A 15,543-nucleotide genomic window follows, 5' to 3' on the forward strand; every position below is an offset into this window, starting at 1 on the left:
AAAATCCAGAAAGCGGGTGCATCTTCACAACCTGCTTTAAGGAGAATTTTAACAATGTGGCTGAAATTTGGCGTGACTCCCGGTGGCGAACTGGTGAGTGTTGATGAAGTTTTGCGCGGAAAAACTAACCTAACTTGCCTGTACTGTGGTGGCGAACTTACAGCAAAAAAGGGGAACATAAAAGAACATCATTTTGCCCACACTGGGGAAACTTGCAAGCCCGTTACTCAGAGAATTAAAATCAAAGCATTCCCCTCCCTGCCCCTCTACGACAACTTTAACATCCAGCTCAAGGGGGATGAATTAGAACAGTTGAAAGTGATCTGGAAAGAGTACGGCATTGCTAACCGCCCCATTCCCAGAGATTTGATTAGTTTTCGGTGGGAATTAAAGGGGTTATTGCAATCAGAAGACGAGCAATTTTATCAGTTTACAAACCTCGGAAAAATCCCCGTCGCGGCGCTTCCCCTGGCGTTGTTCAATCAAGTTCAAGAACCCTTGCTATTGTCGGAGTTGATTAAGTTAGAGCAATCGGTAGAGGTGGCCGTTGCTGCTGGACTTTCCTGTTTGAATGAGCGATTAGCTGATTTGAAGATTTATCGCGCACAGTTAAGACGTATTCTATTAAACTCTCTCTATTTCCTAGAGGTTAAAGCCGATGGTGAAATCTTCTACAAAATCGGTGTGACAACTCGATTAATTGAGGAAAGAATCGCAGAAGTGCAGCGAGATTTGAAAGCTCATTACTCGAATGTAGCTGTTAATTTACTGGGATTTTGGCAACACCGGGGCAATGTTGAACTATACTTTAAGCACCGCTACAAGGCATTTAATTATCGTATCGGTAAGTTGACAGAGTATTTTCAGTTTACCAATGTTAAGCTAATTCTGAATGATTTGTATGAGATGACACCTAATATGGTTAGTTGTTAGTGGTTAACTGTTGACTGTTAAGTACCTGGAAAAAAATAAAATGTTAGATAAATTAATTGAGAGACTTGCTTTACAACTTGCCCAGGCAAAATACTGGAAAATCAACTCAGATGATGAAACTGAGAAGGTAAGTAAGTCTCGACTCAAGCAAGCCAGAAAAATTGCTGAATTATGTCTCCAAGAAATTGAAGATTTTTTGCATGAGGAAAATCTCAATTTTGATGACCTGGGAATTGATGAAAGACGTACTTTATCGAGATTTTTTGACCAATCCGATCCTTAATTTCAGCGCGAACCAAACAGTCAACAGTTAACCAAATTATAATCCCAAGAACGCAGATACTTGTCAACAACCGAGTTGTATTTCGGAGATAAATTCAGTTATGTCCACTGATTTAATGATGTTGACTTTTTCGGCAAAAAGCGGTAATCTTTTAGTGAGTGAGGCCGACGGCTGGCGTAGCTGTGGCAGACTTAATGATACAAAGTACAAAGTTTTATGTTTAACCTTCAACTCGCAAATACCTACAGTCCTAGCAAGAACTACGGCGTTACTCATTGGTACTCAAGCCCTAAGCTTGACGGTGTTCGTTGTCTTTACATTCCAGGTCAAGGTTTAATAAGTCGCACTGGGAAAACTAAATATGTAGGATTAGAACACATAGAAAGTGTGTGTAGTGAAATAGTTGGAAACACTAATAAAATCATAGACGGTGAGTTATACATACCCGGTGAAGGTTTTGATAAAATATCGGGTGTGGTAAGAAAAGTAAAAAATTATGATGTTGCTGAAAAACAACGAGTAAAATTCAATGTTTTCGCCTTTGCCATCCCCGGCTACACTTTCACTAGCACCGACATTATGATTGAGAGTATGCACGAAGACATACCAGATAATCAATCATCTGTAATCGCCTTACCTTATACCTACATTGAAAACAACCCCGTTGCTATTCAAGCTCAGAATCAACTTAATAAGGATTCGGGTGCTTCACTAGAAGGGACAATGCTAAGACACCCGGAGGTGGCGTACTATCAAGGGCGATCGCAGCATCTCCTCAAAGTCAAGAACTTCTTTAAAAGTGAGTTCACGGTAACTGGCTTTGCTAAAGGTACAGGCAAATACTCTAAATCCTTGGGGAAATTAACCGTTCAAGGTACAGTTAATGGAGTCCTGGTTAGTTCTAAGGTTGGTACAGGTTTTACTGATGCTGAACGTCAACAAATTTGGGATAATCAAGATAATTACTTAGGAGTTAAATGTCAAATAATTTATCTGGGTGCAACTACAAAAAGTTTGCGCCTTCCCGTGTTTTGTAACTTTTCTTAACTTTAATCGTTGAGAGAAAAAAATCACCAAAACATATTGACTTTTTCATCATTATTATTTAGGATAGGGAATAAATCAATTTCATCAGTTATGAATCCAAATTCAATGAATGCGGCTGTGGCGGTGAAAACCCTCAAGCAAATTGCCCTGGATTACAACTATTGGGGCGAGAGTGAAAGTGATTCGCCACTAGAAATTAAGCGATCGCGGACACCCTTTGAAGAGAAACGTATTCTGTCGCTGGATGGCTCAATACGTCGAAAACAAAACCCAGGTCAATCAATCCCGACAGATAGAACAATTCGGGTTGAAACCCTAGAAGAAGTCTTCAAACCGTTGGTGACTGGTGCAGCTTCCGAGCTGGAAATGAAAATCTCCGAGTTCAAAACAGGCGGGGCGGCTATTGAATCCTTGGAGATGTCTACTGAAGCTCTTGAGTTTTATACCCAGTTGTACTCGGCTTTCAACTCATTGACTGAAGCTAAAGTTTACTACGTAGACAGCCCTAGCGATCCTTACGTGGGAATGTTCATCACAGGTAAGTCCTCTGAGGGTGAAGCAATTTACGGGCAAAGTTTGTTAGTTCAAACTTAAACTTTAATTAACACGATTAATGGTTTATTTATTTGTTTCTACCAAACAAATAAATAAACCATTAATAACCTATTTTTCTAAAGTCATCTACTAGCTTTGTGTAAAAATCTTCATCAATAGAACCGCCCTCTTTTAACTTCCAAAGCAAACGTAAAATTGCCCCATGATTGTTATATTCTAAAGTGACGGTCGAGATTAATAAATAGACACTTAAGAAAGTTTCCGCCACATTGAAAATACAAAAAGTTATGATGAGAGTATAAATTCCTGAATCTTGTTCTCTTTTCCATAATGCAAGAGCCAAAAGGCAAGAAATAACTAACAGGGAAATTGTCAGAATTATACTGACCGAAACAACCCAATTAAAATTCTTATTTTTTAAGGATTTGGTTTTGGATTTCATGCTGAGAATTTGTTTTGTAATATTCTTCGATTTTATCGTCAATCCACAAATTAATAAATGTGATTAGGAAAACCACACCTACTGCCATTATAGCACTAGCAAACTGGATAACTCCTACAGATTTTTGATAATTTATTTCAATCATCTCAAGCCGACTATTAAGGTCATCACTGGATTTAGAAATAATTTCTAATCTAGTTTCAACGTGCGTTAATCGTGAAATTATCTCAATCAAAAGCTTATGGTTATCTTCTGAGTTCATATTCGTTCACCACCCACAAAACAGGACATTTTTATTATAACTCAAAAAAATCCCTCGCTATCCAATAAAACGAGGGGTTTGTGCTACTAAGTCATTAGTTATTAGTTAGTCATTAGTTAGTGAGACTATTGTAGCATGGTTTGATTAATCAGCATTTAGAAAAATGGTATTGGGTCTATCTGGGGAACTTGGAAACCAATAACTCCACGCGCCCTTAAAATGGCCTGTTGACCAACAAGCCGACTTGGGAACATGACTGATACTTGAGTCATATTACTGGAAAGAGCAAATGCTGCGTGTTCAATTGCAACTGTATTGGGAATAGAACAAACCGCAGCAATATGTTTTGCCGAACTTCCCATAGCTCCATTAATTGCATTAACAGATACAGCCTGAAATCCACCGATCACAAGGGCATTAGACATCATATTTTGAGTTACGGGCTGGATATTAGCTGTGAAATCATACTCAAATAAGCGGAGTGCCATATTGTACCGAATCCACAATGTTGCATTAGCACCAATATAGGATTCTCCCTTAATCCAAGCCCCCCATTTTTCCGTTGGCCCAGGTATGCCTTGTGGCCCTTGTGGCCCTTGTGGCCCTTGAGCGCCTGGAATACCTTGAGGCCCTTGAGCACCAGTTGCGCCGGGTGTACCAGGAATGCCTGGAATACCTTGAGGGCCAGGTGCGCCGGGAATGCCTTGAGCGCCGGGAATGCCTTGTTCACCGCGCTCCCCTTGAGGCCCAGCATCGCCTTTCTCGCCCTTAAGGTCAACGAGTTCGCCCCAAGAACCATCTTGGTTTTCAAATTGCAATGCAGTCCCAACCCACTGATGTTGAAGGCCGGTATCATCGTCGGTAATTGTTAAAATGGCTGTAGCGATCGCACCTGTCTTTGCACCCTTAACAGAGGTTAGTTTAAGGTTGACAATCTCATTACCTTCAATGAGTTCATCTTGCAGAATAATGAAATCAACAAACTTTATGCCATCTTCACCATCAGCCCATTCAATAACTTGACCAGCACCCCAATTACCCGCTGCGGATTTAGCTTCAAAATCTTCATCACGAGCCGCAAAACCATACTTAGTAGAGGTAGAATTACTAACACGAACTGAGGCAATTCCTGACTTACCTTCTGTACGAATCACAGCAACTTTAGCAGTCCGCCAATTACCATTTTCATTGACTACATACTCTGAAGCCGTAAAACTTATTAAGCCCTTCGGCCCAGGAACGGAAACGGGGACGGGTGTAGGAACTGGAGAAGGAACGGGAGAAGGAGCGGGAGAAGGAGCAGGTGTAGGAGCGGGTTCATCATCAACAATGATTAAGGTTGCTTTGGTAATTTCACCTAAAGTTGCGCCCCCTTTGATGCTGGTTAGAGAAAGAGGAATTGTCTCGTCACCTTCGGGGATTGTATCTTGCAAAATCTTAAAGTCTGCAAACTTCACCCCTTCTTCACCATTTTGCCAAGTTAAAGTTTGAGAAGTTCCCCAATTTGCCGTTGCACTTGCGGCGGTATAATCTACATCGCGAGATGCACGACCTTTTGCTGTGGAAGTTGAGTTAGAAACATTAACTGAGACTAAACCATCTTTGCCCTCAGTACGAATCACACCTACACGGGCTGTTATCCAAGTATCATCCTCGTTAACTTTGTATTCAGCTTGAGTGAAACTTAATTTCCCTGATACTGGAGCGGGTTCGTTGTCAACAATAATTAAATTAGCATTAACAATTGGCCCCGGTAATGCGCCTACAAAACTTTGTAAGTACAGAGGTACTGTCTCATCACCCTCTGCGATCGCATCATCTACTATTTTGAAATCAACGAACTTAACTCCACTTTCACCATCAGCAAACTTGACTACATGAGAGGTACTAATGGGTGATGATGGGTCAATTGGTTCGTAATCTACGATACGGGTTCCTCGTCCGGTAGTTGTGCTGCTGCTGTTACTTACCCGTACTTCTACAGCCCCGTCCGTCCCTTCTGTGCGTTCAATTCCTACTTTTGATGTAATCCATGAACCATCTTCATTAATTCGATACTCGGCTGCTGTAAATCCTAATTTTCCGGCTGACATTTTGACCTCTTTTTAATTGGTTAAATTACTCCCTAACTATGACTAACTAAGTTCTTTAACCAATTCAAAGCTGTTTACATTACCTAAGCTATTGCGGGTAGAGGGGGAGGGATTAAATTACCGCCAAATAAATAAGCGATCGCTGGGATATTAGCGGCTTTTTCCCATCCCGACATTCCTTGACTCCAAAGTAAAGTTTCTGGAGTTACGCCATTATTCAACAACGCGGATTCTGGGATTTCTATTGTTTGTCCCGGCAATGCTGCAAACCACATTTTAGATGAATTTACTGGCAATCCGCCTGTCGTTACCCCGTTAAATGTCACTGAATTTGTCACTGAATCCATGAATGCTTTAGTGCTTGATTCAGCCAAAGCCGGGGATACAACCGAAACTGGAGATTCAACCGAACCCAAAAATGTAGATGTACCTTGAATAGAATCTACAAAGGTTTTGGAAAACTTGAAGCTCTGTCTAATTTTCTCTGGAACATGAACAGATGCACCTGTTCTGGGATTTCTCCCCATTCGTGCTGGCGATATTTTGCTAGAAAATACGCCAAATTTTTCCAGCTTGACTTCCCCTGGTTGGCGCAATTCCCGCGCTAGATAGTTTTTGAAGCTATCTAGCACTGCTACTATTGTCTGCTTGTTAAAGCCTGTTGAATTCTCACAAAATTGTATTAGCTCGTTGTTCATTTTCCTGTTTCACTACTTCAATTTTCTCTAGGTAAGCAAATTCAACGATAGGATTTACATTTACCCAGGTTTTTCTATGATACATATCATTTTGAAGTTTGTCTATAGTCAGAGAAAAATTATTTGATTATTTGGCATAGTTTAAATAATCCAGCATTTCCTCATCTGTCATTAAGTTAGGGTCAAAGAGTACGACTTCAGTAGTCACTTCAGGATTGCCCCCAAAACGCCGCGAGTGAATGAGCATAGTGCGAGTTTCACTAGGGGTTACAAATGGCTTATGCTTATCATGGATGATGCCCAAATGTTCCCACCCTGTCTGTTTGGTGGCATCGGGATATTTCATCTCTAGTGAGAAGTATTGCTTATTATTCAATACTTTATAGTAAGCACGGATTTGGACGGTTTGACCGCTCCAGGGGCGAGTTCTGGGTAAAGTCCATTTACCATATTGAACTCCGTAGCAGATAATAAATTTAAGCGGCTCTGGATTCACTCTTAATAAATCCTCAATAATTTCATCAGGAAACATGGTAAATACAAAGCCAGCGCGACCTTCTTTGATGCTGTGCGCTGCTCTCCATGCTGCTGCTGCCCATGAGCGGGGTGTATAAATTCCACCACCGGGTTTAGGATAATTATAAATGGTTGGTAGTAAAGCCTTAAAAGCTTGAGCAACTTCTTTAATTTTACTGGTATCGCCTTGATGTTCTTCTGCCCAAGCAATAGCAGTTCCCATTTCAGAGTTGTAATTATCTTTGATGGCTGTAATGTAATTCTCTTGCTCTGGTTCTACTTGAACATGAGTAAACAAAGCCATTTTATAAGTTGCGGGGTCGGAGTCAACTTGGAGGTCGGGACTTTTCCAATAGGAATTAACTAACTTAATAATTCTGGACACAGTATCTTCTGCATCAGGTTTGACAAGGCAAGGTCTTTTCTTATAACAGTCGGGATGTTTTAAATCGCCTAGCCAAGGAATTTCTGCACCTTGAGAACTTAAGAAAGCTTGAACAGCATCTAAACCTGGTTTGTTGTTTGGGTAAGCAGATTTAATAGAATCAACAGCTATTTGTAATTCCTGAGATAGAAAGTCAATGATTTTCATCTCTACAGGAGTTTTCTGTGCTCCGCCTGCTGGAATCATTAAGACAATGTTTTCGGCACGGGCTGACCTAGCTTTTCCCATCAACGAACTGACAATGCCCGTAATGTCATTCATTGAGTTAATGGCTACTTGTTGTAAACTTCCCTTGAGAGCCATTTTAGGAAATTTCTTAACTATGGGTGATTGCTCAAAAGCGGCGATCGCATCACGCATAGCGGGATAGGCACTACTCCTAATTAATTGAATAAAATCCCCATCTGTATCACGTCCCAAGTTTAAGAGCAATAGTCGAGGTGCAGTCATATAGCCTGTAGAGCCAACAAAAGCACCTTCATGTTTATTTTCCCAGAGTTGAACGTCTCCCCAATGCCGCATCGGGTTACAGAAAATGATGTACTCACCTTCAGCAAAGTCGGGAGCGCAAAACACTTTTCTGCCTTCAATTCTACCATCAGGTAAAACTGTGTGATAATGAGCTAAAGATTCATCAGGCATACACATAACTGAATGAAATCTTACACCAGCAGCTTTTGCTAAATTTAACCAGACTTTTTGTAGTCTCATACTAACTTGATGAACTAACCAAGGATGTAACAAAAGTCTGCCGTGTTTATCAGCCTTGATAATGCGAACCATGAGATTTACATACTCGGCTTCGGATTGTAATTCATCTTTACTCTCGCCTTCTAAGCCCGCATCGGAGTTAATGCTTCTCGCTTGTTCTTGTTCTACTTCTTCTTGGTCAATCCTCAAAATTTCTGCTAAGTCTTTGATTGAATTGTAAGCGATAGCTAATTTCTCGCATTTCTGAATTAAACGGGAAATAATTAAATCATCTTGCAAGGTTTTGAAGTCAAACCATTGAAATAACATCCAGCCTGCTTTAGCTCGACGTTCCTCTGCTTCAAATACTACACCAATTAACAGTTTACTCTCGTAATTTCCCAATGCTGGTTTATTGCCTTTAAGAGAGCTAAGAGGAATTACTAGGTCGTAACCACTCCCATCAAGGTCTGGGTTGTAACCAATTGTTCCTTTAGCTACCCATTTACCAAAATCAGCGGCTCTAAATTGTACGGGTTTTTGCACATCCACGCCTTCGCCTATCTCGTCGCCTGGATTACTACCGGGTAAATCTGGTTGTGCGATCGCTGGTAATCCAATCAGTTGCATCAACTCTGCACTAGCTTTAGCGTGAGAGTCCCCGCTGTTCCAATGCTTGTTGTTTACTGGATCGTCTCGGTAATTACCATTAGCATCACGTAATTCATCATCTACAACGATATATTTTATCACTTTATAAGACATTCTTTTAGTGCCTGTATGCAAAATGCTACCGTAAATTATTCGCTTCCATTGTTCGCTTGGCAACTGTCCAAAGTAATTTTGTCCAATGGTATAATTTTCAATGAAGGTAAAGCGTCCATGATTGCGGCTATTACTGGCAAGGTCTAATCTATAAGGTGATGGATTTCCTGGTGTAACGAATGGATTAAGCATAGCGGGATTCTTCTCTTCTTTGCTTATTTGCCCTATGCAAAAGCCTCTAAGGGGATACAAGGCAAACAGCATCGCATTTCTAATGATTACTGGCGAACCTAGCAACCATCTTTTTTCTTTGCAGTCCCATACTTTCAAATCTGTGACAGTTGTAATGTATCCCATACTCCCATCTTCAAGAATTTTCTTATTTTTAAACTCTGTCGGCATATTGTTATGTCACTCTTCCGCGATTGGTATATAATTCTAACTAATTGAATAACTAACTAACTAACTAATTACTAAAAAGTCAAAACCTTAATAAGGAGGTTTAGAATCATCCATGCTATCAATAATTCTATCCATATAAGGTGCAGAAACTCTAAGGATGTCTTCTTTTTTGGCATATCGAACTGGTAGATCAATTTTTTTCATGTCAACCGCTAGAACTGGTTCTAGCTTACGATTAATTGAAATTCCAATCAGAGTTTGATAGTCTTTTCCAGACTCATCAATCATGGATTTGCCCATATTAATCATTTCATCTTGCATCTCAAGTCTATTAGTTCGGGACAAAATCACAAAACCTGTATCTGGGATAGTTTGAAACTTTGTTAAGCCAAAGATGTAAAGTAATTCACCCAGTTTTATTTTATTTTTCACAGCTTCACCCGTAATCACTGCTGCTAAGAGAATAAAGGGAGCAAATACCATAAGAAACGCCCAACTCCCCGCAAATGTACCCGTTTTGCCGATGATTGCGGGTAATGATTTAATGGCAGCTTTGAATACACTGGCGGCAAAATATCTAGCAGCGATCGCTCCCGAACTGCCTATAAATTTTAAGGCTACGGATGTTGTTGCTTTTACTAATGCTTCAAACATTACTCCCGGTAATGTTCCTGCTGTGAATATGCCGAGCAAAAAACTTGTGATAGCGCTAACTATGGCTATGGTTCCTGCTACCGTAGCAGTTCCTATAGGAATAATAGCTATTGGCCCTTTTTCTCTGAGGGGAGATGAACTCTTAAGTTGAGCAACACCTTTAGAGAAAGATTTACCAATAATTTTATCAATTATTGATTTAATTTTAGTGAGCGCTCTTTGAGCTTTGGCTTTAGCTGCGCCTGTTAATTCAGCTATTTGTTGAATTAAATTGTCTTTAAGGTTGTTAAGGTGGTTGAGGTTTGATTCCACCATCTCATCTAATTCTGCAATAGGTGAGCCGCCAATACCTGGGATTCCACTAAGTTGCATTTTTGATAATTCTGGCAAGTTAAGAGTTTCGTTATGAGCGACAATCACAGACTTATAAAGACTTTCTTGTGGAGATGAGAGGGAGGATAGCATTCTATTACCGACAGCGGCTAAGTCTTTATGTACCCTTGAATTTACTGCTTTGTTAATTCCATAAGCAGTTTCACAAAGGATTAATCCACAATCTTTAACTGTAGCAGACAGGTTTTTAATAGATGCAATGATGTCAGCTAATATCATCATTGCCGGATTAGACATAATGGCTCTCACTGGTGGTAAACTATTAAACCATGCTTCACCGTTATTGATTGCACTAAAAATTGAATAATGGATTTTCAAAAAGTCTTTATTCAGCCAAGTTTCGCCTGTGATTTGATTTTGTAAATCAGTCATTTTGCTTAGTTGATGAGAAGTTCAACTAAGTATTTTAGCCTCATAAGGGCGATCGCTGCTTGAAGCGGAACGATACTTCTGCCATACAAATTTATACATTCCCGCCGCCCTGCGGTTCGAGGTTCAATTCCAGAGTTAACTGGTGGTGAGTTCGCTGCCCACCATCCATCAGCGCGGATTCCAACCAGCCACGCGGGAAGTTCATCATCCAAGCACACACCGCCGGGTTGAGTTTGTGGGTAGGAGAAAGTCTGCCTTGCTGTTTCAATATCAGCTCCAATCGATTCTGACCAGCACTTCCACCCTTGCCGTTGCTGCAAGGATAAGTGGTCGGAGTGGGCAATGATGAAAATTCGGTTGCGTTTATGCGGTGCGCCGAGTTCCTTTGCTGATATGATTTGCGGATTTTCCCAACAATATTTTGCCATTCTAAGTCCTCCAAGAACCGCTCGTAATCCCCTGTGGATAAACCCTTCAGGCTGTTCAATAAGCACAAAGTTTGGCCGTCCAATGATGATGCAGCGGAGGGATTCGTACCAGAGATTTGATTCGGGATGTTCAAGTCCCGTGCGTTTTCCTGCGCTTGATGTTCCCGTGCAAGGGAATGAGACGAAATAAACATCGGCTTCAAATAGAGTGGGTTGATAAGTTTTGATATCCGAATGGATTGGGATATTAGGAAAATTTAATTGCAGCGATTTCTGTGCATTTACATCAATTTCAATAAATCTCTGAGTATTAAATTTTAACCCTCCCTGCTGATTTAATAATTCACAAGCTAATTCCCAAGCTCCTATGCCTGCAAAGAAATCAATACATGATATTTGAGAAATATTCTGAGTGGATTTTATGTCCTGAAATCTAGCCATATTTTACCTCACTAATTGCGGCTTTTAAAGCTTGTTGTGCCGTATCGAATTCTCCTTTTAGATCGCCAAAAAGGGAGTTTTGATAAGCAGTACGGTAGCCGAATTTTTCTGAGTTTCTGGCGCTGAGCCATACTTCTACGTGATGCGTCCCTTTAATGGGTTTTGAGAGCCAGAAAGATTCTTTCAGGATGGGTGTTTGTGTCTGGTTTGTTGACCAGGAATGACCACAACGATCGCACCAAACTATTAAATCATGGGGGTGCTTGCGATAGGTATTAGGATTTTGGCATTTAGGACAATTCATTTATCCTCCGCATATTCATCTAAATGACCATCGAAATATTTTTGACCTTGAGCAATCCATTGTTCATGGGTAATAGCTTCAATTTCGGCTTTACGTTGTTCAACCTCGCGATTGTCATTGGTTGTACGAGTTTTAGAACCTGGCATAGTCTTAGTTTTCACTAAGTTTTCCAAGGACTTTTTTAAAGCAATTTTGCTTCTTTTATCGTCAATATAATTTTGCCAGTTTTTTCGTTCAATTTTGTCCAATTCGACACAAATTGCCGCAATAAATCTTTGGTCATAGTTACAATTTCCCGCAAATAATTTACCGGATTCGCACCGGGGATGTTGACAACGAATAGGCTTATCACGGTTTTTATCGTAGTCAGAAATGATGTGGAAAATTAATGGCAAATGTACAGTACCAAAATCGTGGCAGCAAAAGCACTGCCAATCTGGTTTCCAAATTTCAACCTCAGCACTGGGTTCTTTGTCAGGTCGTATCGGTTCGCGGGGTAATTGGGGCAATTCAGTCATAGCAGACTCCCTCAAAAGCATTTACTTCAAAAGCCCAATCGTGAAAGGCGCTGCGCTGTTCTCGTTCGGCGATGTTTTCCTCTACCCACTCATAGCCCCGTTTATATGTCTCCCAAATCCACTCTGTAAATCGGGGGTCATTCCGCCAGTCACACCTTATAGCTAGAGTCTGCTTCTGAGCAGCCCGACCGACGGGGGACTTTGAAAATTTCCTGTACCAGTTTTGAAAATCGTCCTCACGGGCTAGGAACCTCTCTAAACTGATAATCTCTTGCCCAGCTTCCTTGTTCCGGCTTGTTAACTTCCGCCATTCTTCCTTAACAAAATTTTCAAAACTCTCTCTCTCTGCATCTGAGAGAGAGTCTGTAAAGTCTTTATAAGTCTGTAAAGTCTGAAGAGGGCTAGAATCCTTGTCTGGCAAGGGTTCTGGGCTGTGTTTTTCTGGAATCCCAGATTTTTTTCTGGGATTCCGTAATTTTTTCTGGGATTCCAGAACTTTTTCTGGATTCTCAGAATCCATTCTGGGATTCCGTAATTTTTTCTGGGATTCCAGAACTTTTTCTGGATTCTCAGAATTATCATCTTGTTGAGAATCAGTCCACTCAATTGTCACCTTGCCAGACTTGATAGAGATGGCACGGCATGACTTAAGCTTGGCAATGGCTTCATAGACGCTACTTTCGGGAATTTGCCATCGGAGAGCAAATTCCTTGGGAATCAATGAAATAGGGCGGTCACAGTAAGGGTTTTCAAATCTGAGGGCTAAATGAACAAAAGCAGTGTTGTTAATCAGCTTGGCTTTACGAAGTGTGATTAATTCTGCCTTTTGAATTGGATAAAAATCACCGACCACTTTTCCTTGTTCATCTCTTTCAGGCTTGGGAATCATTGATGTGCCTCCATTGTCATTACGTTCTCCAAACTGACCAACACATCAAAAGCAAGACAGGACGCGGTAATCGCGATCGCATAGATAGCCACACTGGACGCTAATACTTCCTGCGGTGAGGCGATAGGTGGAACCTTATAGCTCAGCTTCCTTCCAGGTGGGTCATCCGAAATCCAAACCTTCCGCTGGTGTGGAGCTAGAAGCTGCTTAACCTTCCACAGCAATAAATTTCGTGATTTGGTGGATATCTTGGATATGGCTGCTATAAGTTGTCGTGATATATTAGAAACGTGGTTCTGCATCTTCAACTCAGTAACATCTGCAATAAATCAAGTACAATCTTGATTAGTGTATACACTGATTATTAAGTCTGGTTAGTCTATATATGGATTGCATAACGAAACTTAACATAATCGAACAAATTTTTGATAGGACGCTGAAAAGGTACAGAATCCAAGCAAAGTCTCTGTCAGCGTTGACGGGAGTGAGCGAGAACCACATAAGCGAGTTCAGGCGAGGACATCTGAAAACAGGGGTAACAACGGATGTGCTTGGCAGATTATTGTTGGGAATGGAAGAACTAGCGCCAGGGAGCCGGGAATATTTTTGTCAGTTGTTGTCGGGTGGAAGCGAGAGCGGGAGCAATTCTGTAGAGCTGGATGAGCCGCCACTTTTAAAGATTGAGAGAGCGCTTGACGAGTTGAAATCTGAGGAAGCAGAGAATCAAGCTATCCTTTTAATGGCCCGTAAACTCCGAAAAACATCAAATCATTCTCTCGTGACGAAAATTTATTGATATGATGTTTCCTTGTTGTCTAAAAAAGCGATGGAAACGATTGTGGTGACTCTTGACGATATTAAAAGATTAATGAGTGCTCTGCCTCCAGAAGAGAGAGAGCAAATAATAACTGAAGAATTAGCAGAATTACCGGAAGAAGTGCGGACTCGCATCCTAAACCGTTATGCACCGCCCATGATTGTTAATTATGGTCAGGGTTCCACTATTAATAGTAACTCATTTCAAATTAATGCACCTGATGCTGCCACAGCTCTTGAATTAGTCGCAAAATTGAAGCAAATTAATCATTAATTAATGTTGAGAGATTTATTAAACCTTTTACCATTAGGTACTAGAGAAACAATATTGTTGGAACAACTTAATAATTTATCTTATGATTCTCAATTGCGAATTATTCAGCAGTTAGGTTATTTCTCAATTAATGCTCCTGATGCTGCTACAGCATTAGAGTTAGTAGTGAAACTCCGGCAACTTCACTCAGGGATAGCAATGATGAAGATAGAAATTAATAATTATCTGCTCACTTTAGATCAAGAACGCCCTGATTTAGAGTTGTTCTTAAGAGCTAGCTTACAATTATTAAATAAACCCTTAACGCTCAGAAAAATCAAATTATTAGCTTGGCAAATCTACGGTCAGCTAACTTTTGATTCTAAAGTTGCCTCTCTTTTAAATCCTACTTTTTTAGAAGAATATTGGCAATTTAGAGAAAATCCACCTCAGAAATTGCTTGATTTATGTCTGGAAATTCTCAAATATTAGGCTAAAATATTAAAACAAAGTGAGCAATTGATGAACTAAAACCTTACTCTATTTGCTATTGGCGAATATAGAATAAAGGAAACACGCGCGATGACTTCGGGTTTGGACTTCGGCATGAGGCTTCGACGGTGAGTCCTTCAAGAGCGTCAGGAACCGCGCTCAGTCGAACGCTGGCTTTGCCACGCATAAAGCTATGCTCAAACCGCAAGATATTATATTGTTACTATACTCAAAGTCCACTGTATGACTAATCTCTTTACTTACTTTTGGGCAACAATTGATTGAGCGCACCACATAAGTATCCTTTCACGGTGTCGCTACTTGCACCCACGCCACTCGGAATGGTAAAGATCATCTCGACAGTTAATAGGTTGTCATCCATTGAGGCAAACACATCAATTGGCAAAGCACGCTGAAATGCTGTTGCGGGATTTTCAGCTTTCATTACACCTGCGTTCACATCGGTGCTGATAGTTTTGATGCTCTCGCGGGCTAAAATGGGTCGTAATTGGGAAAACGCTCTTTCTATCGATAATCCTTCAACCTGAACGCGCGCAGAAAAGGCGGCACCATTCAAAAAGTCTCCTTTTTTTTGAAAGCTTTCTTCGCAGGTTGTGGCAACAGCGGGGGTGGCCAAACACATGAGAGCAAGAGTCAAGAGGAGCGATCGCATATTAGTTGATTTACAAGAATGAAACAATCCCATGATGAACTATCATGGAATTGTTTGGCAAGAGGTGCAAGTGCCTTCGATGGTTTTTAGCATGAGTTGCAGTTCAATTAGTATTCGCTTCTATTTTACCAAGTATAGAAACAAGTTAAACACAGAGGTACGGAAATCATAATGAATCC

At 40.7% G+C, this 15,543-nt stretch carries 19 protein-coding genes; 7 read left to right on the top strand and 12 right to left on the bottom strand.

Annotated features, from left to right (window positions below):
• The first annotated feature begins 54 nt into the window (after positions 1-54).
• From PN499_RS22055 to PN499_RS22070, 4 genes are all read left to right on the top strand, one after another.
• Entirely contained in the window at positions 55-933 is an 879-nt protein-coding gene (locus PN499_RS22055; RefSeq protein ID WP_272034647.1) for a GIY-YIG nuclease family protein, read from the top strand.
• A 40-nt stretch (positions 934-973) separates the two neighbouring features.
• A complete protein-coding gene (locus tag PN499_RS22060; protein ID WP_272034650.1) occupies positions 974-1,216 on the top strand; it encodes a hypothetical protein in 243 nt (80 codons plus the stop codon).
• 216 nt (positions 1,217-1,432) lie between these two features.
• Positions 1,433-2,263 carry an ATP-dependent DNA ligase gene (locus PN499_RS22065; protein ID WP_272034652.1) on the top strand — a complete coding sequence of 277 codons (831 nt, stop codon included), beginning with the start codon at positions 1,433-1,435 and terminating at the stop codon, positions 2,261-2,263.
• A gap of 90 nt (positions 2,264-2,353) precedes the next feature.
• The gene (locus PN499_RS22070) at positions 2,354-2,857 is read left to right on the top strand and encodes a hypothetical protein (protein ID WP_272034654.1); all 504 of its coding nucleotides are present in this window, start codon (positions 2,354-2,356) and stop codon (positions 2,855-2,857) included.
• 61 nt (positions 2,858-2,918) lie between these two features.
• Here the strand turns inward: PN499_RS22070 and PN499_RS22075 are convergent, their stop codons facing one another.
• The 11 genes from PN499_RS22075 to PN499_RS22125 form a co-directional block, all read right to left on the bottom strand.
• Positions 2,919-3,260, bottom strand: coding sequence for a hypothetical protein (locus tag PN499_RS22075; RefSeq protein WP_272034656.1), 342 nt, complete (start codon positions 3,258-3,260; stop codon positions 2,919-2,921).
• Positions 3,229-3,522: a hypothetical protein gene (locus PN499_RS22080; protein ID WP_272034657.1), complete on the bottom strand. Its 294-nt coding sequence runs from the start codon at positions 3,520-3,522 to the stop codon at positions 3,229-3,231. The genes PN499_RS22075 and PN499_RS22080 overlap by 32 nt, the downstream gene beginning before the upstream one ends.
• 155 nt (positions 3,523-3,677) lie before the next feature.
• Entirely contained in the window at positions 3,678-5,615 is a 1,938-nt protein-coding gene (locus tag PN499_RS22085) for a Calx-beta domain-containing protein (protein ID WP_272034659.1), read from the bottom strand.
• An 83-nt stretch (positions 5,616-5,698) separates the two neighbouring features.
• A complete protein-coding gene (locus PN499_RS22090) occupies positions 5,699-6,313 on the bottom strand; it encodes an HU family DNA-binding protein (RefSeq protein WP_272034661.1) in 615 nt (204 codons plus the stop codon).
• Positions 6,314-6,440: 127 nt separating this feature from the next.
• Positions 6,441-9,131: a hypothetical protein gene (locus PN499_RS22095; RefSeq protein ID WP_272034663.1), complete on the bottom strand. Its 2,691-nt coding sequence runs from the start codon at positions 9,129-9,131 to the stop codon at positions 6,441-6,443.
• Between the two features lie 87 nt (positions 9,132-9,218).
• Positions 9,219-10,550, bottom strand: a complete 1,332-nt coding sequence (locus PN499_RS22100; protein WP_272034664.1) for a hypothetical protein — start codon at positions 10,548-10,550, stop codon at positions 9,219-9,221.
• A 5-nt stretch (positions 10,551-10,555) separates the two neighbouring features.
• A complete protein-coding gene (locus PN499_RS22105) occupies positions 10,556-11,419 on the bottom strand; it encodes a DNA cytosine methyltransferase (RefSeq protein ID WP_272034665.1) in 864 nt (287 codons plus the stop codon).
• Positions 11,412-11,723, bottom strand: a complete 312-nt coding sequence (locus tag PN499_RS22110; RefSeq protein WP_272034666.1) for a hypothetical protein — start codon at positions 11,721-11,723, stop codon at positions 11,412-11,414. Before PN499_RS22110 ends, PN499_RS22105 begins: the two co-directional genes overlap by 8 nt.
• Entirely contained in the window at positions 11,720-12,241 is a 522-nt protein-coding gene (locus tag PN499_RS22115; protein ID WP_272034667.1) for a hypothetical protein, read from the bottom strand. The genes PN499_RS22110 and PN499_RS22115 overlap by 4 nt, the downstream gene beginning before the upstream one ends.
• Positions 12,234-13,130, bottom strand: coding sequence for a hypothetical protein (locus tag PN499_RS22120; protein WP_272034669.1), 897 nt, complete (start codon positions 13,128-13,130; stop codon positions 12,234-12,236). The genes PN499_RS22115 and PN499_RS22120 overlap by 8 nt, the downstream gene beginning before the upstream one ends.
• The gene (locus PN499_RS22125) at positions 13,127-13,354 is read right to left on the bottom strand and encodes a hypothetical protein (RefSeq protein WP_272034670.1); all 228 of its coding nucleotides are present in this window, start codon (positions 13,352-13,354) and stop codon (positions 13,127-13,129) included. The genes PN499_RS22120 and PN499_RS22125 overlap by 4 nt, the downstream gene beginning before the upstream one ends.
• Positions 13,355-13,614: 260 nt before the next feature.
• On the opposite strand from PN499_RS22125, the gene PN499_RS22130 reads away from it, so the two are divergent.
• From PN499_RS22130 to PN499_RS22140, 3 genes are read left to right on the top strand one after another with little or no spacing between them, the layout of a single operon-like run.
• Positions 13,615-13,926 (top strand): XRE family transcriptional regulator, encoded by a 312-nt coding sequence (locus tag PN499_RS22130; RefSeq protein ID WP_272034671.1) that lies wholly within the window; start codon positions 13,615-13,617, stop codon positions 13,924-13,926.
• 30 nt (positions 13,927-13,956) lie between these two features.
• On the top strand, positions 13,957-14,220 hold the full coding sequence (locus tag PN499_RS22135; protein WP_272034672.1) for a hypothetical protein: 264 nt from the start codon (positions 13,957-13,959) through the stop codon (positions 14,218-14,220).
• Between the two features lie 3 nt (positions 14,221-14,223).
• Positions 14,224-14,691 (top strand): hypothetical protein, encoded by a 468-nt coding sequence (locus PN499_RS22140; protein WP_272034674.1) that lies wholly within the window; start codon positions 14,224-14,226, stop codon positions 14,689-14,691.
• 256 nt (positions 14,692-14,947) lie between these two features.
• On the opposite strand, the gene PN499_RS22145 is transcribed toward PN499_RS22140, so the two are convergent.
• Positions 14,948-15,364, bottom strand: coding sequence for a hypothetical protein (locus tag PN499_RS22145; RefSeq protein WP_272034676.1), 417 nt, complete (start codon positions 15,362-15,364; stop codon positions 14,948-14,950).
• Positions 15,365-15,543: the final 179 nt, after the last annotated feature.

Origin of the sequence: Kamptonema animale CS-326 (assembly GCF_028330895.1) — a bacterium.
Lineage (GTDB): Bacteria > Cyanobacteriota > Cyanobacteriia > Cyanobacteriales > Microcoleaceae > Kamptonema > Kamptonema formosum.